General features: G+C 69.1%; 21 protein-coding genes and 1 tRNA gene. 14 read left to right on the top strand and 8 right to left on the bottom strand.

Annotation, left to right across the window (positions count from 1 at the left end; genetic code table 11):
- Positions 1-2 precede the first annotated feature (2 nt).
- A complete protein-coding gene (locus MRBLWH11_RS06700) occupies positions 3-560 on the bottom strand; it encodes a MarR family winged helix-turn-helix transcriptional regulator (protein WP_341947232.1) in 558 nt (185 codons plus the stop codon).
- A 103-nt stretch (positions 561-663) separates the two neighbouring features.
- Here MRBLWH11_RS06700 and MRBLWH11_RS06695 point away from each other — a divergent pair, with 103 nt between their 5' ends.
- Entirely contained in the window at positions 664-1,410 is a 747-nt protein-coding gene (locus MRBLWH11_RS06695) for a hypothetical protein (protein WP_341947231.1), read from the top strand.
- Positions 1,411-1,471: 61 nt separating this feature from the next.
- Here the strand turns inward: MRBLWH11_RS06695 and MRBLWH11_RS06690 are convergent, their stop codons facing one another.
- A complete protein-coding gene (locus MRBLWH11_RS06690; RefSeq protein WP_341947230.1) occupies positions 1,472-2,119 on the bottom strand; it encodes a TetR/AcrR family transcriptional regulator in 648 nt (215 codons plus the stop codon).
- Between the two features lie 74 nt (positions 2,120-2,193).
- On the opposite strand from MRBLWH11_RS06690, the gene MRBLWH11_RS06685 reads away from it, so the two are divergent.
- Positions 2,194-3,123 (top strand): alpha/beta hydrolase, encoded by a 930-nt coding sequence (locus tag MRBLWH11_RS06685; protein ID WP_341947229.1) that lies wholly within the window; start codon positions 2,194-2,196, stop codon positions 3,121-3,123.
- Positions 3,124-3,144: 21 nt separating this feature from the next.
- Here MRBLWH11_RS06685 and MRBLWH11_RS06680 read toward each other — a convergent pair whose 3' ends face one another.
- The 3 genes from MRBLWH11_RS06680 to dcd form a co-directional block, all read right to left on the bottom strand.
- Positions 3,145-3,675, bottom strand: a complete 531-nt coding sequence (locus MRBLWH11_RS06680) for a hypothetical protein (protein WP_341947227.1) — start codon at positions 3,673-3,675, stop codon at positions 3,145-3,147.
- A gap of 76 nt (positions 3,676-3,751) precedes the next feature.
- Positions 3,752-4,207: a hypothetical protein gene (locus MRBLWH11_RS06675; protein ID WP_341947226.1), complete on the bottom strand. Its 456-nt coding sequence runs from the start codon at positions 4,205-4,207 to the stop codon at positions 3,752-3,754.
- A gap of 1 nt (position 4,208) precedes the next feature.
- Positions 4,209-4,814 (bottom strand): dCTP deaminase, encoded by a 606-nt coding sequence (gene dcd / locus MRBLWH11_RS06670; protein WP_116633650.1) that lies wholly within the window; start codon positions 4,812-4,814, stop codon positions 4,209-4,211.
- 105 nt (positions 4,815-4,919) lie between these two features.
- On the opposite strand from dcd, the gene MRBLWH11_RS06665 reads away from it, so the two are divergent.
- From MRBLWH11_RS06665 to MRBLWH11_RS06650, 4 genes are all read left to right on the top strand, one after another.
- Positions 4,920-9,383 (top strand): glycoside hydrolase, encoded by a 4,464-nt coding sequence (locus MRBLWH11_RS06665; protein ID WP_341947225.1) that lies wholly within the window; start codon positions 4,920-4,922, stop codon positions 9,381-9,383.
- A 111-nt stretch (positions 9,384-9,494) separates the two neighbouring features.
- A tRNA-Gly gene (locus tag MRBLWH11_RS06660) sits at positions 9,495-9,568 on the top strand.
- Positions 9,569-9,696: 128 nt separating this feature from the next.
- Complete coding sequence (locus MRBLWH11_RS06655; protein ID WP_341947224.1) at positions 9,697-10,803, top strand: histidine kinase; 1,107 nt, start codon at positions 9,697-9,699, stop codon at positions 10,801-10,803.
- Positions 10,800-11,486 (top strand): response regulator transcription factor, encoded by a 687-nt coding sequence (locus MRBLWH11_RS06650; protein ID WP_341947223.1) that lies wholly within the window; start codon positions 10,800-10,802, stop codon positions 11,484-11,486. Before MRBLWH11_RS06655 ends, MRBLWH11_RS06650 begins: the two co-directional genes overlap by 4 nt.
- On the opposite strand, the gene MRBLWH11_RS06645 is transcribed toward MRBLWH11_RS06650, so the two are convergent.
- Positions 11,478-12,782, bottom strand: coding sequence for an alpha/beta hydrolase (locus MRBLWH11_RS06645; RefSeq protein WP_341947222.1), 1,305 nt, complete (start codon positions 12,780-12,782; stop codon positions 11,478-11,480). The genes MRBLWH11_RS06650 and MRBLWH11_RS06645 overlap by 9 nt on opposite strands.
- Before the next feature lie 135 nt (positions 12,783-12,917).
- On the opposite strand from MRBLWH11_RS06645, the gene MRBLWH11_RS06640 reads away from it, so the two are divergent.
- A complete protein-coding gene (locus tag MRBLWH11_RS06640; RefSeq protein WP_341947221.1) occupies positions 12,918-14,018 on the top strand; it encodes a serine hydrolase domain-containing protein in 1,101 nt (366 codons plus the stop codon).
- Between the two features lie 11 nt (positions 14,019-14,029).
- On the opposite strand, the gene MRBLWH11_RS06635 is transcribed toward MRBLWH11_RS06640, so the two are convergent.
- Both MRBLWH11_RS06635 and MRBLWH11_RS06630 read right to left on the bottom strand, forming a co-directional pair.
- On the bottom strand, positions 14,030-14,602 hold the full coding sequence (locus tag MRBLWH11_RS06635) for a DUF2165 domain-containing protein (protein WP_116634009.1): 573 nt from the start codon (positions 14,600-14,602) through the stop codon (positions 14,030-14,032).
- A gap of 61 nt (positions 14,603-14,663) precedes the next feature.
- Complete coding sequence (locus MRBLWH11_RS06630; RefSeq protein WP_116633645.1) at positions 14,664-15,992, bottom strand: alpha-L-fucosidase; 1,329 nt, start codon at positions 15,990-15,992, stop codon at positions 14,664-14,666.
- A gap of 87 nt (positions 15,993-16,079) precedes the next feature.
- Here MRBLWH11_RS06630 and MRBLWH11_RS06625 point away from each other — a divergent pair, with 87 nt between their 5' ends.
- From MRBLWH11_RS06625 to MRBLWH11_RS06595, 7 genes are read left to right on the top strand one after another with little or no spacing between them, the layout of a single operon-like run.
- Positions 16,080-17,426, top strand: coding sequence for an alpha-L-fucosidase (locus MRBLWH11_RS06625; protein WP_341947220.1), 1,347 nt, complete (start codon positions 16,080-16,082; stop codon positions 17,424-17,426).
- 57 nt (positions 17,427-17,483) lie between these two features.
- Positions 17,484-18,737, top strand: coding sequence for a sugar ABC transporter substrate-binding protein (locus MRBLWH11_RS06620; RefSeq protein WP_341947219.1), 1,254 nt, complete (start codon positions 17,484-17,486; stop codon positions 18,735-18,737).
- Between the two features lie 13 nt (positions 18,738-18,750).
- Positions 18,751-19,713 carry a sugar ABC transporter permease gene (locus tag MRBLWH11_RS06615; protein WP_341947218.1) on the top strand — a complete coding sequence of 321 codons (963 nt, stop codon included), beginning with the start codon at positions 18,751-18,753 and terminating at the stop codon, positions 19,711-19,713.
- Complete coding sequence (locus tag MRBLWH11_RS06610) at positions 19,706-20,572, top strand: carbohydrate ABC transporter permease (protein ID WP_116633642.1); 867 nt, start codon at positions 19,706-19,708, stop codon at positions 20,570-20,572. Before MRBLWH11_RS06615 ends, MRBLWH11_RS06610 begins: the two co-directional genes overlap by 8 nt.
- A complete protein-coding gene (locus MRBLWH11_RS06605) occupies positions 20,569-21,696 on the top strand; it encodes a mandelate racemase/muconate lactonizing enzyme family protein (RefSeq protein WP_341947217.1) in 1,128 nt (375 codons plus the stop codon). The genes MRBLWH11_RS06610 and MRBLWH11_RS06605 overlap by 4 nt, the downstream gene beginning before the upstream one ends.
- A complete protein-coding gene (locus MRBLWH11_RS06600; RefSeq protein WP_341947216.1) occupies positions 21,693-22,724 on the top strand; it encodes an aldo/keto reductase in 1,032 nt (343 codons plus the stop codon). Before MRBLWH11_RS06605 ends, MRBLWH11_RS06600 begins: the two co-directional genes overlap by 4 nt.
- Before the next feature lie 5 nt (positions 22,725-22,729).
- Positions 22,730-23,449, top strand: a complete 720-nt coding sequence (locus MRBLWH11_RS06595; RefSeq protein ID WP_341947214.1) for a GntR family transcriptional regulator — start codon at positions 22,730-22,732, stop codon at positions 23,447-23,449.
- Positions 23,450-23,475 lie beyond the last annotated feature (26 nt).

Raw genomic sequence — 23,475 nt, 5'->3', positions numbered from 1 at the left:
GCTCAGCGCTGCCAGTTGTCGGCGAGCTTGTTCAGCAGCCGCGCGAGCTCGGAGCGTTCCTCCTCGGTGAACGCCGCCAGGGCGCCGGAGAGCATCTCCCGACGCTCGCCCCGCATGCCGCGCGCGAGCCTTCGACCTTCGTCGGTGAGCGCGATGCGGGTGCGGCGCGCGTCGTCGGGATCGGCTTCGCGGCGCACGAAGCCTCGCTCGACCCCCTGCTGCACGAGACGCGAGGCCCGCGGCTGATCGACGCCGATCGCCTCTCCGAGAGCGCTGACGCTGAGCGGAGCGGATGCCGCGGCGAGCGCCTCCAGCATCCGGACGCGCGCAGGCCCGCCCATGCGTCCCGAGGGGTCGGCCATCCAGGGCGGCATGCCGGGGTGCCCGCGGTGGTGGTCGGCGTGCTCGCCGCGCGGGCCGCCGTGCCAGCCGTGCGGGCCACCGCGCCCTCGCTCTCCGGCGCCTCGCTCTCCCAGCCCCCGCTCTCCGGGACGGCGACCGCGCAGACGGGAGAGCGCCTGGGCGATGGCTTCGGCGGGATCGTTCGAGTCGGTGGTCACGTATCGATTTTACATGCGACTTGACATGGATCATTACTGCATGTCACACTACATATACATGACATGTGACAAGCACATGCACACTGACATCCAAGGACTGCTCATGAATACCGATACACAGAACCCCCAGAACACCTCCCGGCCCTTCGGCTACTGGCTGAAGGCCGCCGACCGCCTCATGGCGGCCGAGTTCGCCACCGCCTTCGAGGCGGAGCAGGCGAGCCGCCGCGACTGGCGGATCCTCAACGTCATCGACGGGACCGTCCCCGCGCGGCGTCCGCTGAACGGCCACAAGCTGCACCGCCTGGTCGAGCGCGGCTGGGTCGCCGCAGACGGCGACGGCTGGACGCTCACCGACGAGGGCCGCGCGGCGAAGGAGCGCCTCGGCGCCATCGTCGACGGCATCCGTGCAAAGGTCCAAGGCGCCGTCTCCGACGAGGAGATGGCGACCACGCTCGCGTCGCTCGAGAAGATCGCCCGCGCCTTCGGCTGGGACGAGGAGACCCCGCTTCCGCGTGGCCGTCGCCACGGCTTCGGCGGGCGCGGCGAAGGTCGCGGATTCCCGGGCCGATCCGGTCGACCCTTCGGCCGCGGGTTCGGTCCGGGCTTCGGTCCGGGGCGCGGCTTCGGCCGCGGCTTCGGCCCCGACGCCGACCGGCGTGACGACGAGTGCCGCCACGGCGAGCGCGGGCACGGCCACCACGGCCACCCGGGCTTCCGCGAGGGCGAGCACGGTGAGCGCGGAGACCACGGTCACCGCGGTCACGGCCCGCACCGTGCCGCGCGGTTCGCGCAGCACGCGTACGAGCGCGGCTTCGACGCGGGCTACAGCCGCGGTCGCGACGCCTGAGCTCCAGGCTCATGAACGAGGGAACGCCCCACTCGACACACCAGTCGGGTGGGGCGTTTCGTCACAGTCGGAGCAGCGCGACCGCGTCTTCATCAGCACCGGCCGCGCGCAGGCGTCCGCGCATGGCGGCGGCAGCCAGTGCGTACGGGCGCTCGTCGCGCATGAGCAGCGAACGCGAGTTCGCCTGGTCGTCCAGGGCGATCAACTCGAAGGCGAGCACCTCGACGTCGTCGACCTCGATCTCGCCGGCGTCGACCGCGTAGCGGATCTGCACCCCGACATAGGCGTACCAGTCGGACAGCCCCGCGCGCACTGCATCGCTCACCGGGCCCGGCTTCGAGTCGACATCTGCCGCGGTCGCGGCGAAGAAGCACCCGCCGGTGAACACGCGATCGCGCGAGTAGACGAGACCGTTCCGCATCAGCGCCGCCAGGCGGCGGACTCCTCGAGGCTCCACCCGAGCGGGCTCGACGATCTGCGCGACGAAGATCTCGCGCGCCGCCGCCACGGTCGCGAGCTGCAGACCCTCTTTGCTCTGGAACAGGGTCGCGATGCTGCTCTTGCTGTAGCCCGATGCTTCGGCGAGCCGCCCGATGGTCAGACCGTCGAGCCCGTCGACCGACGCCAGATCGGTCGCGCTCTGCAGCACGACCCGACGCGAGGCGTCTCCGCGGGCCCTCCGCCCGTCCAGCACGGCGTGATCCGGCATCCCCCTAGTATACGAACGATCGTTCGCCTACTATACGTATGATCGTTCGTATTGTTTCGGCGAAGGAGAGAACCATGTCGTCCCTGCCTGCACTCATCGCCCGCGGCATCCGCACCACCGCCGCGGTATCCCCCGCACTCGCCGGCGGACTTGCCCTGCGGGTGTTCTTCGCAACCGGCCCGCGGATGCCCGTGCGAGACTGGGATGCCACCACCCACGGCGAGGCTCGGTACCGCCGCCTCACCGCCCGCGGCATCGAGGTCGTCGGCTACGAGTGGGGAACAGGTCCGCGTACCGTGCTGGTGCTCCATGGCTGGCATGGCCGAGCCTCGCAGTTCGCGCCGCTCGTGCGGGAACTCGTGTCCGAGGGCTTCCGCGTCGTCTCGTTCGACGCCCCCGCGCACGGCGCATCGAAGGGCCGCCGCACCGATGTGCGCGACTGGGTCGCCCTGGCCGAGGAGCTGCAGGCGATCCACGGGCCCTTCGCGGCGATCGTCGGGCACTCCTTCGGCGCCCTCGCCGCACTGGCGGCCGCGCGGTCGACCGTGCCGACGCCGGCCGTGGTCGCCATCGCCGGCGGCGCAGGACCCGACGCCTTCATCGACGAGTTCGTGCGCGAGTTCCGACTGGGCCGTGCGACAGCAGACGACATGAAGGCCCGCTTCCGCCGACGGTTCGGCGCGGAGGAGACCACGACCGGAGCGTTGTCCGACGCGGCGACGCACCCCCTCCCCGACGACACGTCACTGCTCGTCGTGCACGATCGCGGCGACCGTCGGATGCCGGATGCCGACGCGCTGCGCCTGCACACCGCACATGGTGAGCGCTCGCGACTGCTCCGCACCGACGATTACGGGCACACCAGGGTGCTGTCGGCCGATGCCACCCTCGACGCGGTGGTGGCATTCGTGGCCGGCGGGCTTGCGGCCGTCGACGCGCTCGGCACGACCACGGGGCAGGCTCAGCCGAAATCGACGGATGCCGCGGTCAGGACCCCGGCGTGAGACGCGAGGCAGACGCCGACATCAGCTGAGGCCGACTCCGTCGCTCGCGCCCTCGTACCTCGCAAGGTAGCGCTTCGCAAATTTGCGTATGAAGCCGCTCGGCGAGTCCAGGAGTGGTCGCACCTGTGCGGCGTACGCCCCGGCCCGCATCTTTATGAGAGTACTGAGGGCTTGCCCCTCCACGTCCGGGTCGCCGAGTTGCGAGGCGATCTGCGGCGCATATGCCGCGAACTTCACGGAGCCGCACGCGAGGATGAACGATTGGCGACCACGCAGAGCGGCTGAATTCGTCACGATGGCGATGATCTGCTCGCACAAGTCGTCGTCGTCGCGCAGTGCGGGGTGCTCGGTGAGCAAGCCCCAGATGTCTGAGCCGTACCTCCACACCACGTGTTCGAAGCTGTGCCACCCGGGGATGTAGACCCCTTCGCCATTCACCGCCCCGGGAAGCTCCGCTGGTCGCTCGCTCGGAACGAGCTCGCGTGCTTCGTCGAGCAGCGCCAGTATCGCCTCGCGAGCCTGCGCCCTCGTGAGCGTCTTGCCATCAATCATCAAACCCTCCGCGTTGCCGACGCAACGAATCGCTACGAGCGACCGAGCAGAAGAACCTCAAGGCGCCGGCGGGTCTTCAGAGTAGCGTCATGAACGCAGACGTTGCGGCCCCAGCGTCGGAGGTCGCGAACGGGAAGCTCCCGGAGCTCAGCAGGAACACGAGCAGCACGACCGCGGCGGCGAGCAGCACGAAGAGGAAGCCGTAGATCGCGACGGTGAGCCCACGGTAGCCGCCCGAGGTCGGGACCTCGGGCGCGACCGAGGGCTTGGCCCAGTCGTCCGCCACGGCAGCCGGCTGGTCGCCGTCGAGGATCGCGGGACGCGGGCGCTCGGACGAGCGAAGACGAGCCTCGGGAGGCGGCGGAGGGATCACCGCCTCGGGAACCGCGGTCTCCGACGGCGGCGGGGTCAGGAGTCCCTCCGGGATCGGGATCTCGGGGGGAGGCGGCGGGATGACGGCATCCGCGGGCGCGATCACCGGTTCCTCCGGGGTGACCGGTTCTTCCGGAGTCGTGCCGCTGCCGTCGCTCATGTCAGCCCCCTGCTGCTCCGACGTCGGTCACGCCGACATCCGTCCGGTGGAAGTTCTGGAAGGAGCGGGAGGCCGTCGGCCCCCGCTGGCCCTGGTACCGGTTGCCGTAGGGCCCGGAGCCGTAGGGGTTCTCGGCCGGAGAGGTGAGACGGAAGAAGCACAGCTGGCCGATCTTCATCCCGGGCCAGAGCTTGATCGGCAGGGTCGCGACGTTCGCGAGCTCGAGAGTCACGTGCCCGGTGAACCCCGGGTCGATGAATCCGGCCGTCGAGTGCGTGATCAGGCCGAGGCGGCCGAGCGACGACTTGCCCTCGAGGCGTGCGGCGACGTCGTCGGGGAGGCTGACCTGCTCGAACGTCGCCCCCAGCGCGAACTCCCCCGGGTGCAGGATGAACGGCTCGTCCGGCTTCACCTCGATGAGACGGGTGAGCTCGGGCTGATCCTCGGCCGGATCGATGAACGGGTACTTGTGGTTGTCGAACAGCCGGAAGTACCGATCGAGGCGCACGTCGATGCTCGACGGCTGGATCATCTCCGGCTCGTGCGGTTCCAGGCCGACGCGGCCCGATGCGAGTTCTGCCCTGATGTCGCGATCGCTGAGAAGCACGGGTTCAGCCTAGTTGCCCCCTGCACTCTTGTCGGAAGCATCGTCATCCGCTAGATTGTGTTGACGTCGACATGTTGACGTCAACACATATCGGAATGGACAAGGATGTCTGAAAGAAGAGCGACCTCACCCCGGCGCGCGCTCGCCATGGCCGCAGTCCTCGCGGCGACAGCGAGCGGTCTCGCCGCCCTCCCTCAGGCGGCCAGCGCCGCTGAACCCGATCTCACCCTCACACCCAATCCGGCATACGCCGGCGGGCCCTTCCAGGGGTGGGGATCGAGTCTCGTCTGGATGGCGAATGCCACCGGCTCCTACCCGGAAGGGCTGCGCGACGAGCTCATCGACAAGGTCTTCGGCGACGACGGCCTGAATCTCAACATCGCGCGGTACAACATCGGCGGCGGCAACGCCTCCGATGTGCCCGACTACCTGCGCCCCGGAGGCGCGGTGCCCGGTTGGTGGAACCCCGACGCTCCCCTGTCGGACGAGAACGGCGAGATCACCTCGACCTACGCCGACCGCGACCGCTTCCGCGCCGCGTGGACGGGCGAGAACGCGAGCGACTACGACTTCTCAGCGGATGCCGCGCAGCTCGCCTGGGTGTCGGCGATCAAGGACCAGGTCGACACCTGGGAGGCCTTCAGCAACTCGCCGCCTTACTTCCTGACCGAGAGCGGATTCGTCAGCGGCGGCACCGACGCCTGGGCCGACCAGATCCGCCAGGACTCGCTCGGCACCTTCGCGACCTACGTCAAGACGGTCGTCCAGCACGTCGAAGAGACCCAGGGCATCTCCTTCGACACGATCGACCCCCTGAACGAGCCGAACACCAACTACTGGGGCACGACTCTCGGCGACGACGGCTGGCCCACGAGCGCGAGCCGTCAGGAAGGCGCGCACGCCGGACCCGCTCTGCAGGCCGAGGTGCTCAAGGCCCTCGCCGCCGAACTCGCCGAGCCCGACACCACGACGGATGCCGCGATCTCCGGCCCCGACGAGACCAACCCCGACCGCTTCGTCGAGGACTGGAACGGATGGGACGCCGAGGCGCGCGACGTGGTCGCCCAGCTCAACGTGCACACCTACGGCACGGGCGGCCGGCACCTCGCCCGCGACATCGCGAAGAGCGCAGACAAGCCGCTGTGGATGAGCGAGGTCGAGGGCAACTGGGGCGGCGACAGCTGGAACCCGGATGCCATCGAGAACGGTCTCGGCATCGCCCAGCTGGTCAGCGACGACCTGCGCGAACTCGAGTCGGACGCCTGGGTGCTCTGGCAGCCGGTCGAAGACCTCTACAACATGGAGAAGGTCGAGAAGAAGAACTGGGGGTCGATCTTCATCGACTTCGACTGCAACGCCGACGGCGATTCCGCCCGCCGGATCGCCGACGGCGACGCCGACCCTTCCTGCGGCATCCGCACGAACGCGAAGTACAACACGCTGCGCAACTTCACGCACTACGTCGAGCCGGGCGACCAGCTCGTCAGCGCCGGCGATGACGACACCACTGCGGCGATCGACGGCGACGGCTCGGGCGCGACGCTCGTGCACACGAACACGAGCGACCAGGAGCGCACGATCACGATCGACCTGTCGCTCTTCGGCGACATCGACCAGGGTGCGACCGTGACCCCGATCGTGACGACCGAGTCCCCGGCATCCGACCCCGAGGCGAACGCGCTCCGCACCGGCAGCGAGGTGCCCGTGGCCGCCGACGGGACGGCGACGCTGACGGTGCCCGCGAAGTCGGTGACCACGTTCGTGGTCACCGGTGTCGAGGGTGTCGCCGACGAGGCACCGGCCCTGCGCGACGGCGAGTCCTACACCCTCACCGGCGTGCAGAGCGGGCACGCGCTCACCGTGGTCGCCGACAGCACCCAGCTCGGCAGCGCCCGCGAACCCGAGCTGATCGACGCGCAGACCTGGACGGCGACGCTCGTCGACGACCAGCCCGGCACGTCGCGCGACCGCTTCGCCCTGCGCGCCGCCGACGGTCGCACGCTCGTCGCCGACGGCGACAGCACGGTCCTCCGCGACGTCGACGATGCCACGGCATCCGCCGACCCCTCGGCGCTGTGGATGATGACGACGACGAACGGCACGACGTTCAGCCTGCTCAACGCCGGCCGCGGGAAGGTGCTCGACGTCGGAGGCTCTTCGACATCCGTCGGCGCCTCCGTCGGCGTCTGGCAGTCGAACTGGGGCTCGAACCAGCAGTGGAAGCTGGACGAGGCGCGCGATGAGATCGCTCCGTACGCGAGCTTCCGCCCCGGCCAAGAGTGGCTCGACACCGACGGCGAGGTCATCCAGGCCCACGGCGGTCAGGTCGTCCCCTCGACGGACGACGACGGCCGCACGATCTACTACCTGTACGGCGAGGACCGCACCAACGGCTACCACTCGGCACCGGGCGTACACGTCTACAGCTCCTACGACCTCTACAACTGGGAGGACCGCGGCGTCGCGCTGCGCGCCCTGGCATCGGAGGAGCAGTTCGACGAGCCGTACTTCGAGGCGCTCTACGGCGACTACTCGCAGGAGCAGAAGGATGCCGTGTACCGCGACCTCGGCACCGTGCCGGTCGATGGCGTGACCCCGCCGATCATCGAGCGTCCGAAGGTCATCTACAACGAGAGCACCGGCAAGTGGGTGATGTGGGCCCACATGGACGGTCCCTCCGCGACCTCGTCGGCGCAGTACGCGAAGGCCAACGCGGGTGTCGCCGTGGCGGATTCGCCCTTCGGGCCCTTCCGCTACATCGACAGCTACCGGCTGAACTACGCGCCGGCGGATGCCGATCCGCCGAACAACGCCCCGAACAACCGCGGCATGGCGCGCGACATGAACCTGTTCGTCGATGACGACGGGACCGGGTACATCATCTACTCGAGCGAGGAGAACGCCACCATGTTCATCTCGAAGCTCAACGACGAGTACACCGACCTCGCGACTCCCGCGGACGAGGCCGTGCTCGGGGTGGACTACAACCGCATCTTCGTGAACCAGTCCCGGGAATCCCCGGCGATCTTCCAACACGACGAGCGGTACTTCCTGATCACGTCCGGGACGACGGGGTGGAGCCCCAACCCGTCGCGGTGGGCGACGTCGACCGACCTCATGGGCGCGTGGACTGAGATGGGCGATCCGTTCCCGTGGTGGGCGCAGAGCAATTCGTGGAACTCGCAGCCCTCCTCGGTGATCCCGGTCGATCCCGATCACGGGAAGTACATCTATATGGGCGACCGCTGGAACGGCGGCACCGATCTGAAGAATGCGCAGATGGTGTGGCTGCCGATCAGCATGGGCGAGGGCGGAGACTCCCTCTCGGTCGAGGTGCACGACGAGTGGACTCTCGATCAGCTCGACCAGTGGTCGGCGTGGGATGTCTCGGCGGTTCCGGAGACGATCCCGGTCGGCGGCAGCTTCGATGTGCCGGTCGTGAACGTGACCCGGAATGGCGTCGCGACCGAGCAGCCGGTCACCTGGAGCTTCTCGGGTTCGTTCGACGTGCCCGGCATCGTGACAGCGACGGGCACTCTCCCGGAGTTCGGCGGGCGCACCTTCACCCGCACGATCGCCGTCGTGCCCGACGGGCTCCGCTACGCGGTGAACGCCGGCGGTCAGGAGACGGCGGACTGGCTGGCGCTGCGGGAAGCCGCGGGCGTGAGCGACATGCAGAACACCGGTGCGGACCAGGCGTTCGGCGAGGACGCCGAGACCGGCGCATCCTGGGGCTACATCAGCGAAGGCAGCAAGACGTCGGGGTCCGCGGACGGCACCATGTTCTCCACCTTGCGCTACGCCGTCGAGGGGCGCGACATCGCGTACCGCTTCGGCGACCTCGAGCCGGGGCGCTACAGCGTGCACGTCGGCTATGCGGATCCGTGGGATCAGTGGGACGACCGCGGCGCGCGGGTGAGCGTCAACGGCACCGTCGTCGAGGAGGACCACGACTACGTCGCGGCCGACGAGACGCGCAGCTACGGCGACATCACCGTGGACGATGCCGGCGAGATCGAGCTGGTGCTCTCACCGACGCGCGACGCCGACGTGCAGGTGAGCTGGATCATGGTGACGCTCGACGAGCCGACGACCCCGGCGGATCCCGAGATCGCGATCTCCGCGGATGCCGTCACCGCCGGCGACAGCATCACCGTCGAGGTCGCCGGGCTCGAGCAGGAGGAGGACGTGTCGTTCGCGCTGCACTCCGACCCGGTGGACATGGGCACGGTGACGGCCGACGCGGCCGGAGCAGCGTCGCTGACGTGGAGTGTGCCGACGAGCGTTCCGGCGGGCCAGCACCACGTCGTGATGACACGGGCCGACGGCTCGGAGTTCCGCGCCGCACTGACCGTGCGGGCGGCGGAGCCCGGCACCGGACCGGGAACCGGGCAGCCGGGAACCGGCACCGGCGGAAACGGCGGAGCCTCCAGCGGCACGAGCGGCGGAGGCGGACTCGCGGCGACCGGGCTGGACGGCAACGCGCTCACCGTGACTCTGGCCCTGGCAGCGCTCCTGCTCGTCGGCGGCGGACTCGCCTTCGCCGGACGGCGACGCTGGCGCCGCTGATCGGTTGACGCAACGGGGCCATCGTGGAACAGCATCCGCGGTGGCCCCATGCTTTTGCCATCCGGCGGCGGGCAGGTAGGCTTGCGTTCACCCGCTCCTCGGAACGGGTTCGGGACTGTAGTTCAATGGCAGAACTTCTGCTTCCCAAGCAGATAGCGCGGGTTCGATTCCCGTCAGTCCCTCCATGTGAGTCCTTTCCGCACCGGGCGAATCCGTCCGAAGTGCCGATGACAGATAGGTCTCTGGTACGACGCGCTCCCGGATCATGATCGATACGGTGGGATCGTCCGCTGCACGCCCGAGGAGTCCGTCCATGCCCCGCATCGATGTCTGCCTCGCAGCGGCGGTGTGGCTGGCGGGCGTCTGCACCGTGATCGGGCAGGCGCAGTCCGGGGACGAGTGGGTGATTGTCACGGCTTTCGCGGCCGCGTGCAGCGCCCCGCTGCTGTGGCGCAGCGTCGCTCCGCTTCGGGTCGTCGCGGTGATCGGCGCCGTGGGACTCATCGGCCAGCTGCTCCCGACCTCATCGCTGCTCGACGGACCTTTCCTCCTCGCCTTCGCGCTCGCGATCGGCACGGCGGGTTCCTCTGCCGACGGCCGGCGCCCCGTGCTCGTGGTCACCGCAGCGATCCTGCCTTCACTCATCGTCGGAGCGTGGCAGGCGGAGGACGTGGGCGGGTCCGTGCTCACCGTCGGCTGGCTGGCGCTCGCCTTCACGATCGGTCGTGCGATCGGGCTGCGCCGCTCGTACCTGGCGGTTCGCGCGGCGAACCTGCGGCTCGAGCGCGCGCGGGAGATCGAACGCGAACTCGCGGCCGAACGACTGGCGATCGCACGCGATCTTCACGACGTGATCGCGCAGTCGGTCGAGACGGTCTCGATGCAGGCGACCATCGGTGCGCACCTCTTCGACAGCGACCCGGGCGCGGCGCGCGACGCGCTGCTGAGGATCCGGAGCGCCAGCACGAGCACCTCGCGCAGCATCCGCGAGATGCTCGGAGTCATGCGTGCGTCCGATCAGGCGAGCGACCGCCTGGCGGGCCTCGAGGACCTCGCGGATCTCGTCTCGACAGCCCGGAGCGAGACGTGCGCGGCCTCGTTCGCGATCAGCGGCGAGCCCCGCGTCGTCGATTCGTCGATCGGCGCGGCGCTGTACCGGGTCGTTCAGGAGGCCCTGACGAACGTGCGTCGGCACGCGCGGGCCTCCCTCGTCACCGTCGAGCTCGCGTGGCAGCCGGCCGAGATCGCGTTGACGGTCGCAGATGACGGCGTCGGCGCATCCGATGACCTCGCAGAGGGCTACGGTCTACGCGGCATGCGCGAGCGGCTGGCCCTGATCGGCGGCCGACTCGAGATCGACACCGCGGCTCAGCGCGGCTTCCGCGTGCGCGCGAGCGTCCCGACCGAGGCGGTTCCATGATCACGGTGCTGATCGTCGACGACCATCAGCTGGCCAGAGCGGGCCTGCGGGCGCTGATCGATTCCGAGCACGATCTGCGCGTCGTCGGCGAGGCGGGAGACGGTCCGAGCGCCGTGACGAAGAGCCGTGAGCTGCGACCCGACGTTGTGCTCATGGACATCAGGATGCCCGGCGGAGACGGTCTCTCGGCCACGCGCGCCATCACCGCCGACCCGGAGCTGGTGCACACCAAGATCGTTGTGCTGACGAGCTACGACTCCGACGACTCGGTATCGACCGCTCTCAAGCACGGCGCGAGCGGCTACCTGCTGAAGGACTTCGAGGCCCCGGCGCTCGTGCAGGCCATCCGCACCGTGGTCGCCGGCGACGCGCTGCTGGCCCCGGCGATCGCTCGCCGGATCGCCGAGACATGGTCGCCCGCTGACACCCGACCCGATCCGGCGACGGAACCCCGGTTGGCGGATCTGACAGAACGCGAGCGCGACGTGCTGCTGCTCGTCGCGCAGGGCCGGAACAATGCCGAGATCGCCACCGAGCTCCACATCAGCCACGGCACGGTCAAGACTCATGTCAGTCGAGCCCTGACCAAGCTGGGCGCCCGAGATCGAGCGCAGCTGGTGATCATCGCCTACGAGACCGGGATGGTGGGGGCCGCCTCCCCCTGTCGTCCGCGATCAGCGTGACGGGTCCTCCTCTCCGTCATAGCCGCGGAGCTGGTCGCCCGCGAGGAACCCCAGGATCGCCTCCAGGTATGCAGGGCCGGCCTGATCGGTGATGCCGTGCCCGGCGCCGGGCAGGTAGATCAGCGCCGAGGCCGGCAGGGCATCCCGGTAGTCCCGGGTATCGACCCACGGCACGTAGTCGCATTCCGCCCGGAGGACCAGGGCGGGGGTGTCCAGGTTCTGCAGAGCCGGGCGCGGATCGGGCACCGTCTCGAAGTCCGCGTTGGTCATCTGGTTCGTATAGAAGCCCTGCGGGTTCTGGTGGACCTCGCCGTCGGCGGGCGGCCCTCCGGGGCAGCTCGCCAGGTGGCGGCCGGTGACCGCGATCTCATGCAACCGGGAATCCGCTTCGGCATCGCCGATCAGGGAATGCGCGGCCTGAGGGTTGTTCTCCAGCAGGACCGACTGCAGCAGGAATCGCGGATCCGAGGTGAGCTCGTCGTACCGCTCGCGGTCGGCCCCGGTGAGCTCGCCCCACGGATCCACATCCGTGTCGGGGTGCGCAGCCGGCCAGATCTCGCCCGGCGAGGTGAAGACGACCTTCTCCACCCGATCCGGATGCGCGGCCAGGTACTGCGCTGCCAGGGATCCGCCCCAGGACTGCCCGATCACGATCAGCCGTTCGGCGCCGATCAGCTCTCGCACCGCTTCGAGATCGGCGACGTTGCGTTCGACCGTGTAGCCGGTGACGTCGCTCAGCCTGGTGGAGCGACCCGCGCCGATCTGGTCGTAGCTGTACACGTCGTAGCCCGCCGCGTTCAGTTCGGCGGTGCCGTAGGGCAGGCCCTCGCTGGGGGTGCCGGGGCCGCCGTGCAGGAAGACGACCGGCACCGGCTTCGTCGGACCGGTCGCGGGGCTCGTGGTGTACGCCAGTCGACTGCCGTCGGGCAGTTCCCAGAACGCGACGCCTGCGGGAACCGGCGCCGACGGCTGCACGGGGAACGGCTGCAGGAAGGTGAGGCCGAAGAGAAGCGCCAGAGCGGCCGACCATGCGACGCTCACGATCAGAGCCGGCCGCCACCCGCGCCCTGCGACGGCTGATCCTGCGCGACCGATCAGCAGGGCGACGACGAAGGCGACCACGAGCCCGGCCCCGAGGAAGAGCACGGCGGACGGGAGCTCGGCGGCCACGAGCAGGATCGCGAACGCGCCGGCGACCACCGCGACCAGGCACCCGATCGCGACGATCAGGACGCCGAAGAATCTTCGGGCGATGCGGACGGAGGGGCGTGTGCGGTGGTGTTCAGAGGTGGTCACGTCGATCGACGCTACGAGAGCCGCAGATCGCACGCGTCCGGCGGAAGGTCGAACCCGCATCTGTCTCCGGTCGCACGGCCGAGTCCGTCTGGCGGGTGATTCGCTCGCGACGCGCACCGTGTTTCAATCGAGGGCATGACGAAGCCTCTGCTCTCTGTTCTCGAAGACCATGTCTCGCGCGGTACGGCCCCGGGGATCGTCGTCCTTCGCGGCAGCGCCGACGGACCGGACGAGGTCTTCACGGCGGGTGATCTGCCGGCCGATGCGATCGTGCGCATCCAGTCGATGACGAAGCCGGTCCTGGCGGTCGCCGCACTGCGCCTCGTGCAGGACGGGCGTCTCGCTCTCGACGACCCGATCGAGCGATGGCTCCCGGAGTTCGCGGATCGTCAAGTGCTGCGCGCGCCCGATTCGCCACTCGATGATGTCGAGCCGGCGGAGTCGCCGATCATGGTGCGGGATCTGCTGACCAACATGTCGGGGTACGGCATGATGACGGCGCCGTGCCCGTTGCAGGATGCGATGATCGCCAACCGGACACAGGCCGGTCAGGAACCCGTCGCCCTCGGTGCGCAGGAATGGTTGGACGCCCTCGCCGACCTGCCGCTCGCCTTCCAGCCGGGGACCGGATGGCGGTACCACCACTCCTTCGGGATCCTCGGCATCCTGCTCTCCCGCGCAGTCGAGGGATCGCTCGAGGATCACCTGCGGTCGGATCTGTTCGCGCCGCTCGGCATGGTCGACACCGGGTACACCGTGCCGATCGAGCAGGCGCATCGGCTGCCTGCCGCGTATCGCCACGACGAGAGCGGCGAGCTGGTGGAGATCGAACCCGCGGCCGGCGGGTTCTCCGTCGCCCCGGCCTCGTTCGACCTGAGCCATTCGGAGCTCGTGTCCACGGCATCCGACTACGCGGCTTTCGCGCGGATGCTCGCCGCCGGCGGTGTCCACGGCCGTGAGGTGTTCCTCGAGCCGCAGCTGCTCGAGCTGCTGCGCACGGATCAGGTGCCCGACGCGGCGAAGGCGGAGGACAGCTTCTTCCCCGGGTTCTGGAACGCGACCGGCTGGGGCTTCGGCGTCGCCGTCGTCACGGAGGGCGATCACGCCGGACGCTACGGCTGGTCCGGTGGCCAGGGCACCGACTTCTCCATCGACCCCGACGGGTCCTTCCAGATCGTGCTCACACAGGTCGAGATGGGCGAAGCCGTCATGGAGCTGTTCGCAGACACCCTCTGACGAGGGGTCACTCAAGCGGCAGCACCGGTCTCCCACCGCGGTGACGGCAGATGGATCAGCACCAGCCCGATGGCCGCGATCACGGCGTTCCGGAAGGCGGGGTCGAGACCGTTCCAGGCGGTCGAGCGCCACATCTGGAACCACTCTCCGCCGATCGAGATGAAGCCGCCGACGAACAGCAGGATGATCATGACCAGTCCGACGGACGACCACACCCGCGCGGCATGGAACCCGTGGCCGAAGAATCCGCGGACGAAGAACACGACCGCGGTGATCAGGACGATGGCACTGGCCGACTCCCAGACGATGACGCCGATGTACGCGATGTTCCACACCACCGGGTCGGTGATGGCCCGCCACATCACATCGGGATCGAGGCCCTTGCCGGCATCCTGCCCGAAGTTCGTGGTGTCCATGGCCAGGACGTGCTGCACGAAATCGAAGTTCGTGCCGTAGTCGGTGATGTTGCCCAGGGCGACGAGGAAGATGTAGAGCCCGTTCACGAGAACGAGTGCGGCGGCCGCGAACGGAAGCGAGCCGAGAACGTGCCAGCGGGGTTCGACCCCGGTGCGAGCGTCGGTCATGGCCACAAGATAGTGGACGAGGGCGATGCGGTGCCAGGCTTTCGCGCAGGGGGACCTCTCGTCAAACCCGCGGCCGGAAGGAGATCGCGATCGGCGTCGCTGCATCCTCCGTCTCGACCAGGATGGCACCGTCGACCCGCATCGCGCTCACCGGCGACTCGCCGATCCGGGCCGTCGCCTCGTCGACTACGCCGTCCGGGTCCGGCAGCCGGATGCGGCCCCGCTGATCGGTCACCGCGTGGATCTCCTCTCCGGAGCGGGTCCATCGCAGCCACGGAGCATCCGACGGCCGCAGACGCTCTTCGGGGTGCGCACCGAAAACGGCATGGCCGTGCCGGCTGTTCCACTCCCCGATCCCCTCGAGCGTCCGCCGCTGCAGGTCGGGTATGCGACCGGATGCTTCGAGTCCGATGTTGAGCAGGAGGTTGCCGCCGCGCGAGACGACGTCGACCAGCAGCCGCACGGCGTCGTCGGCCGAGAGCATGTGCCCACTCGTCTCGTTGCGGTTATGCCCGAAGGACAGTCCGATGCCGCGGCAGTTCTCCCAGGCCTCGCCGACCTCGACGGCCGTGCCGTGCACGTACTCGCTCGTGCGGAAGTCCCAGTGCGATTCCCCCCATCGGTCGTTGACGACGCCGTGGGGCACCGCGTCGTAGAACGTGCGGAAGGCGTGGGCGAGGCTCTTCGGCCCCGGCTCGATCCCCGCCGCCGGCCAGCGGATGTCGCCCCACAGGACATCGGGGCTGTACCGCTCGATCAGGTCGATCACGTGATCATGCGCGTACTCGGCGTAGGCGAGATCGTCCGGGGCCGGATCGTCATCGTGCTCGATGGGCGGCAGATCGGAGAAGTGCCAGTCGAGCCCGCCGGAGTAGTAGACCCCGAAGCGGAGGCCCGCGGCGCGCGTCGCCGCGGCGAAGGCGCCGACAAGGTCCCGCCGCGGGCCGCGAGCGACCGTGTTGCGGCCCTCGGTCCCCGGCGCATCCCAGAGCGTCACGCCGTCGTGGTGCTTCGTGGTCGGGATGAAGTACCCGGCGCCCGTCGCCGCGACCACGGCCAGCACCTCGTCGGGGTCGAACTCCTCGGCCTTCCATTCGTCGAGGAAGTGGTCGTACGGCGCACCGCCGTGCACGGTCTGCTGATGCTCGTGCGCCGGCGAACCCTCGATGCGGATCGTGTTCGCGTACCACTCCGCGTAGGGATTGTGCGAGTACCACTGCTCCCGAGGCACCGCTCCGAGCTCCCCCGTCGGCTCCGCCCACGCAGGAACGGAGTACGGCCCCCAATGCACGAAGATCCCGAGCGCCGCACCGCGGAACCACTCCGGCAGCGGACGCTCGAACCCGCGGTACGCCTCTGGCCTCACAGCATCCGGTTTGAACATCGCCATTCTCGGCTCCTTCCGTCACACCCTTGTGGGTCGGATCGTCTATCACGTATCCTATAGGAAATACGACCCTCAAAGGAGAGAGTTTTCATGACCGACGCATCGTTCCTCCGCACGACCGAGCGAATCCCCGGCGGTGAATGGTTCAGCGGCGCGGGCTTCGGCATCTTCGTGCACTGGGACCAGGCCTCGCAGCAGGGCATCGAGATCTCCTGGCCGCTGGTCGGGCGCTCGATCATCCCCGGCGTGGACGACGTCGACGACGCGGTCACCGTCGTCGGCTATCAGTCCACTGCCCCGACGTTCAACCCGACCGAATGGGATGCTGCCGACCTCGCCCGCCGCGTCAAGGCGGCCGGCGCGACCTATGTCGTCTTCACCGCGCGCCACCACGCCGGTTACAACATGTTCTTCACGGAGCAGTCCGACTTCGGCGTCGAGCACGGCCCGTTCGGGCGCGACATCACCCGCGAGTTCGTCGACGCCGTGCGCGCCGAGGGACTGAAGGTCGGTATCTACTACAGCCTCCCCGACTGGAACCACCCCGACTATCCCGCTTTCCGCGACGAGGACCTGCCCTACAAGCTCGAGCACTGGCCCGCTGCCGGGCTCGCCGAGTTCGCGGACACCCCCGACGCCACCGACCGGCACCGCCGCTCGAGCCCCGAGGAATGGTCGCGCTACCTCGAGTACATCCGCGCCCAGCTGCGCGAACTGCTCACGAACTACGGCACGGTCGACCTGCTCTGGTTCGACGGCGACTGGGAGCGCTCGGCCGCCGAATGGACCGCACCTGGACTGCGCCGCCTCATCAAGGAACTGCAGCCGGATGTCGTGATCAACGACCGCCTCCCCGGCCAGGGCGACTATCGCACCCCGGAGCAGGGCTTCCCGCTCACCGTCCCGACCGGTCCGTGGGAGCTGTGCCTCACGATCGGCGACCACTGGGCGTGGCGCCGGGGCCCCGACAACGAGAAGTCCGCGCGGTCCCTGCTCGCGACCCTGATCGACGTGGTCGCCCGCGGTGGCAACCTGCTGCTCAACGTGGGCCCCGGTCCGGACGGCACGCTGCCGGCGATCGAGAACGAGCGCCTGCACGAGTTCGCCGACTGGATGGCGGCGCACGCCGAATCGGTGATCGGCGTCGAGCCCACGCAGGGCGTCGACTTCCACGGCCCCAGCACCGCCCGAGAGGAACGCCTGTACCTGCACCTCACCGCGCTCCCGGTCGACGAGGTCATCGTGCGCGGCCTGCCGATACGGCGGATCACCCGCGTGCACCGCCTCGCCGACGGCCTCGAACTGCAGCATGACGCCAGCTTCGAGGTGCACGAGTCCTCCACAGCGGGCGACGAGTCCGGCGAGCTGCGCATCGTCGCCGCGGCTCCCAGCGGCGCTCTGATCGACGTGATCGCCATCGACTTCTCCGACGACTGACCCGAGCAGTACCCACCCACGCATCTGATGAAGCATCCAATGAAGGAGGCAGACAGTATGAATGCAGTCTCGAAGCGGCGCGCGAAGCGCCTCATCCTCACCGGCGTCGCCGGTCTCACGGCCATCACTCTCGCGGGCTGCGCGAGCAGCAGCGGCGGTGGCGGCGAAGCCGGGGGAGCCCTCGTGCTCTACACCTGGGCCGCGAGCGAAGGAGACCAGGCCCAGTGGGCCGACTTCATCTCCGGCGCGCAGGCGGAGGACCCCGACCTCGACATCTCCGTCGAAGGGCCGAGCTTCGCCGACTACTGGACCAAGGTCAAGACACGCCTCTCCGGCTCCAATCCGCCCTGCCTGCTCACGACACAGGCGGCGCGGGCCCAGGAGCTCGGCGACCTGCTCATGCCTCTCGACGACCTGATCGAGAAGAGCAGCTTCGACGTGGACAACATCGACGCCTCGATGCTCAGCGGCATGACCGTCGACGGCACGATCCGCGCGATCCCCTACGACGCCGAGCCGATCGTGCTCTTCTACAACGTCGAGGCGTTCCAGGCCGCCGGCCTCGACCTGCCCGGTACCGAGTACACCCGCGACCAGTTCATCTCCGACGCGAAGGCCCTCACCGACGGCGAGAAGAAGGGCCTCGCGCTCGCGCCGGGCGTCTTCATCCCGAACGCCTGGTCGCTGGCCGACGGCGTGCCCGCCGTGACCGAAGACGGCGAGCTCGACCTCACCAACCCCGACTTCGTCGACCAGATGCAGAGCTTCTTCGACCTGGTCGCGGTCGAGGGCGTCGCGAAGGCGCCCGAGGCGGCCGACGGCTCCGAGGTGTCACAGCAGGCGTTCACCAGCGGCGCGGTGCCGATGCTCATCGAGGGTCCGTGGATGTACGGCAGCTTCGCGGATGCCGCGGACTTCACCCTCGGCGTCAGCATCGTCCCCTCCACCAGCGGCGAAGCGGCGGCGATGACGGCAGGATCCGGATTCGGCATCGCCGCGAACTGCGAGCGCCCCGACGAGGCGTTCGCCGCGATCGAAGCCCTCACCTCGCTCGCCGTGCAGGAAAAGCAGGCCGGGGCCCGGGGCATCGTCCCGGCTCGCATCGAGGCGCTCCCGGCCTGGGCCGAGGGCAAGACGGAAGGCTCCTCCGCGGTCGTCGAGGCCCTGCTCTCGAACGCGACCCCGCAGCGCACCACCACGACCTGGAACCAGGTCGAGACCCTGATGACCCAGTACGGCGTGCAGGGGTACCGCGGTGAGCTGACGGCCGAGGAGATCATGGAGACGATCCAGAACTCGGTCCAGGGCTGAGCGGATGGCGATCATGAGCGATCGGAGTGAGGCCCCGGCATCCTCCACGATGCCCGCCGGGGCGGGGGTGCCGATCGGCGCCCCCGCCCCGGCGGGGCCTCGGCTGCCGCGCCGACGCGGTCACGGATGGGTGGCGCTGGCGTTCCTCGCCCCCGGGATGATCGGGTTCGTCCTGTTCATCCTGACCCCGCTTTTCGGGTCGGCCTTCATCAGCCTCTTCGACTGGAAGCTGTTCGGCACCCCCGAGTTCATCGGCGTCGAGAACTACCTGAAACTGTTCCGCGATCCGACCTTCTACACGGTGCTCGGCAACACGGTGATCTTCGCCGTCGTCTACACGGCGCTGAATCTCTTCGTCGCTCTCGTGATCTCGCTGTGGCTCGGCACCCGGATGAAGGCGGCCGGCGCCTGGCGCGTGGTCTTCTTCCTCCCGGTCATCACCCCGATGGTCGCGAACGCTCTCGTCTGGCGTCTGCTGCTCTCGCAGGACGGCCTGGTCAATTCGATGCTCGCCACGGTCGGCATCGACGGTCCGAACTGGCTGTCCGATTCCGCCTGGGCGCTGCCCTCCGTGATCGCGATGTCGGTCTGGCAGTCGTTCGGCTACAACGTGATCGTGCTGTCGGCCGGTCTCAGCGCCATCCCGAAGGAGCTGCTGGAGGCGTCTCGCATCGACGGCACCAGCGCCTGGCAGCGTCTGCGGTACATCATCCTGCCGCTGCTCTCGCCGTCGCTGTTCTTCTGCTCGACGATGACCATGATCGGCGCCTTCCAGGTTTTCGTCCAGCCACTGTTCCTCACGCAGGGCGGTCCGGGCGAGAGCACCAACACGTTCGTGCTGTACCTGTACCGCAACGGATTCGTCTTCGATCGGCTCGGCTATGCATCCGCCCTCGCGTGGATCCTGTTCGTCGTGGTGATGCTCATCACGGCCCTGCAGTTCGTCGGCCAGCGCAAGTGGGTGAACTATGAGTGAGATCCGAGTGAGCCTCCCCCGTCGAGCGCATCAGCGCCGTGCATCCGTCAAGGTATGGCTGAACACCGCAGGCATCGCGATCGTCGCGCTGATCTTCGCGTTCCCCTTCATCTGGATGTTCCTCACGGCACTCAAGCCGGAGAACGAGGTCTTCACGGCGACGCCGCAGATCTTCGGGTCCGAGATCCGCTGGGCGAACTTCGTCGAGGCGTGGACGGTCGTCCCCTTCGGGCGTTTCATCCTCAACGGCCTGTTCGTCGCGATCGCCGGCGCCGCGCTCTCGGTCGTCGTCGCCGTGCTGTCGGCCTACGCGTTCTCGCGACTGCGGTTCAAGTTCCGCGACCAGCTGTTCCTGCTCTTCGTGCTCACGCTCGTGCTGCCCCAGGAAGTGCTCGTGGTGCCGCTGTTCATCATGATCAACAGCTGGGGCTGGAACGACAGCTACGGCGCCCTGATCATCCCGTTCGCCTTCACCGCGTTCGGCACGTTCCTGATGCGGCAGTTCTTCCTCACGATCCCGATCGAGTACGAGGAGGCAGCACTGATCGACGGGGCCTCGCGGTTCCGCACCCTGTGGTCGGTGCTGCTGCCGCAGCTCGTCGCGCCGCTGAGCGTGCTCGCGGTCTTCTCCTTCATCGGCTACTGGAACTCGTACCTCTGGCCGCTGATCATCATCAACACACAGGACATGGCGACAGTGCCGCTCGGGCTCGGGATGTTCACCGGCCAGTTCGGCACGCAGTGGTCGCTGCTGATGGCGGCATCGACGCTCGCCGTCATCCCCTCGCTGATCCTCGTGCTGCTACTGCAGAGACAACTGATCAAAGGGGTCACCCTGGGCGGACTCGGAGGACGATGATGAACGCAACAGAGCACACGGCGGATGCCACGAGCGGCAGTCGTATCGTGCACGTCGAGGCGCAGCTGTGCGACCTCCCGGTCGAGACGGAGCGCACCGACGCCCTGCAGACCTTCGTCAAGCAGGAGACGATCTTCGTGCGGCTGCGGACCGCCGACGGCACCGAGGGCGTGGGCTACAGCTACACGATCGGCACCGGCGGCGGCGCCGTGCTGAGTCTGCTGCGCGAGACGCTGCTGCCCGCGCTGCTCGGCCTCGAGGCCGAGCGGCCCGAAGCCGTCTGGCTCGCCCTGTTCGGCATCACCCGGGCGACGACGGTCGGGCCGATCACGGCACTGGCACTCGCCGCGGTCGACACGGCGGTCTGGGACGCGAAGACCCGGCGCGCGGAGCTCCCCCTCTGGGTCGCGGCCGGCGGAGCTTCGCCGTCGGTCCCGATGTACGACACGGAGGGCGGCTGGCTGCACTTCGGCACGGACGAGCTCGTGGCGCACGCGGTGGCTGCGAAGGATCGCGGCATGGGCGGGGTCAAGATCAAGGTCGGGATGCCGCGTGGCCACCAGGACCTCGAACGCCTGCGCGCGGTGCGCGACGCCGTCGGACCGGGCATGGACATCATGGTCGACGCGAATCAGTCGTTCACCGTCTCGGAGGCGGTGCGCCGGGCGCGGCTGTTCGAGCAGGTCGACGTGTTCTGGTTCGAGGAGCCCCTGCCCGCGGAGGACATCGAGGGGCACCGCCAGCTCGCTCGATCGACCTCGGTGCCGATCGCGGTCGGCGAGAGCATGTACTCCCTCGGGCATTTCCGCGAGCACCTGCAGCGCGGCGGCGCGTCCATCGTGCAGCCGGACGTGGCGCGGGTCGGCGGCATCACACCGTGGCTCAAGATCGCGCACCTGGCCGAGTCGTTCAACGCCCCCGTCGCGCCGCACTTCCTCATGGAGCTGCACGTGTCGCTCGTGTGCGCGATCCCCAACGCCCTCTACCTCGAGCACATCCCGCAACTGCGGGCCGTGACGACGGATGAGCTGCGCATCGAGGACGGCCGCGGCTGGGCGCCGACGACTCCGGGGCTGGGCATCACGTGGGACGACGCCGCCCTCGACCGGGTGAGCGTGGGATGACGGTAGCCGCTGAGGTGTCCCTCGGCCGCGGCGGCCTCTCCACTCCGCCCCTCGGGTACGGCGCCGCGTCGCTCGGGAACCTCTACCGGGCGCTCGCCGAGGAGGAGTGGCCCGAGATCGTGCCGGCGGCCTGGGCCGGCGGCATCCGCTACTTCGACGTCGCTCCGCACTACGGTCTGGGTCTCGCGGAGAAGCGGCTGGGTGAGAGCCTGCGGATGCTGCCGCGCGACGAGTACATCGTCTCGACGAAGGTCGGCAGGCTCCTCGTGCCGCAGGACCCCGCCGGACGCACCGACATCGACAACCTCTTCGCGGTACCGGCGAACCATCGTCGCGTGCGCGACTACTCCCGCGACGGGGTGCTGCGCTCGATCGAGGACTCGCTGATCCGGCTCGGTCTCGACCGCATCGACCTCGTGCTCGTGCACGACCCGGACGAGCACGAGCGCGAGGCGCTCGACGGGGCGTTCCCCGCGCTGAGCGAGCTGCGCGACCAGGGCGTGATCGCCTCGTTCGGCGCCGGCATGAACCAGACCGCGATGCTCGCGCGCTTCGTCACCGAGACCGACGCCGACGTCATGATGGTCGCCGGGCGCTGGACCCTTCTCGACCACTCCGCCGCCGACGAGCTGCTGCCGCTCGCGCTCGAGCGCGACGTGTCGGTCATCGCCGCCGCGGTGTTCAACTCCGGCATCCTCGCCACGGATGCGCCGGCCGCCGGCGACGCGTACGACTACGGTCCGGCCGGATCCGACGTGGTCGAGCGCGCGCGTGCGATCGCCGACGTCGCGCACCGCCACGGCAGCACTCTGCCGGAGGTCGCCGTGCAGTTCCCGCTCCGGCATCCCGCCGTGGCCGCCGTGGTGATGGGCGGGGCGAGCGCGAAGCAGGCATCCCGCAACAGCGCCCTCGCGAGCCGTCGGGCGACCGAGGCGCTCTGGGACGAACTGCGCGACCGCTCGCTGATCGGGGCGTCAGCCCTCCCCCCGCGCGGGGCCCGAGTGCGCGAAGGGCAACCCGTACGATGAGTTTCATGTTCAGCGACGACGTGGCTCCCGGCCCCCGGCCGCTCCCGGCCCGGCGCGCCCTCGTCGACGACGTGTACGACGCTGTGCTCGCGCTGCTGATGGACCGGGCGATCGAGCCGGGTGCGCGGGTGAACATCGACGCCGTCGCGCGCGATCTCGATGTCTCGCCGACACCCGTGCGCGAAGCGCTCACCCGGCTGGAATCGGAGGGGCTGGTCGCGAAGCGGGCGCTGAAGGGCTACGTGGCGGCGCCCCTGCTCGACGCCGCCGGACTGCGCGACCTCTACGACATGCGCGAACTGCTCGAGCCGGAGGCGGCGCGACGCGCGTCGGCGAACCTCGACGACGTGACCGAGGCGGCGCTGTCCGACTCGGTCGGACAGATGCGCACGGCATCCTCGCCGGATGACGACGAGCACTTCCAGAACTACCGTCGCTTCATCGAGGAAGATCTGCGCTTCCACCATCTGATCGCCGACCGTGCGCTCAGCCCGCTGCTGTCGGACGCGATCGTGCGCCTGCGCTCGCACATGCACCTGTACCGGCTGAACTTCCGCCATGACTTCGAGGACGACACGGTCAGCGAGCACGAGCAGATCCTCGACGCGCTCCGTCGACGCGATCCGGATGCCGCGGCGTCGGCGATGCACCGGCACATCGAGAACTCGTACCACCGCCTCGGTCCCATCCTCGCGCGCCGGGGCGAGGATCAGATCGACCGCTGACCCGTTCCGGCTTGCGGTGCGTCCGG

It is taken from the genome of Microbacterium sp. LWH11-1.2 (genome assembly GCF_038397745.1).
Classification (GTDB): domain Bacteria; phylum Actinomycetota; class Actinomycetes; order Actinomycetales; family Microbacteriaceae; genus Microbacterium.
This window is presented reverse-complemented; position numbering and strand designations above follow the sequence as displayed.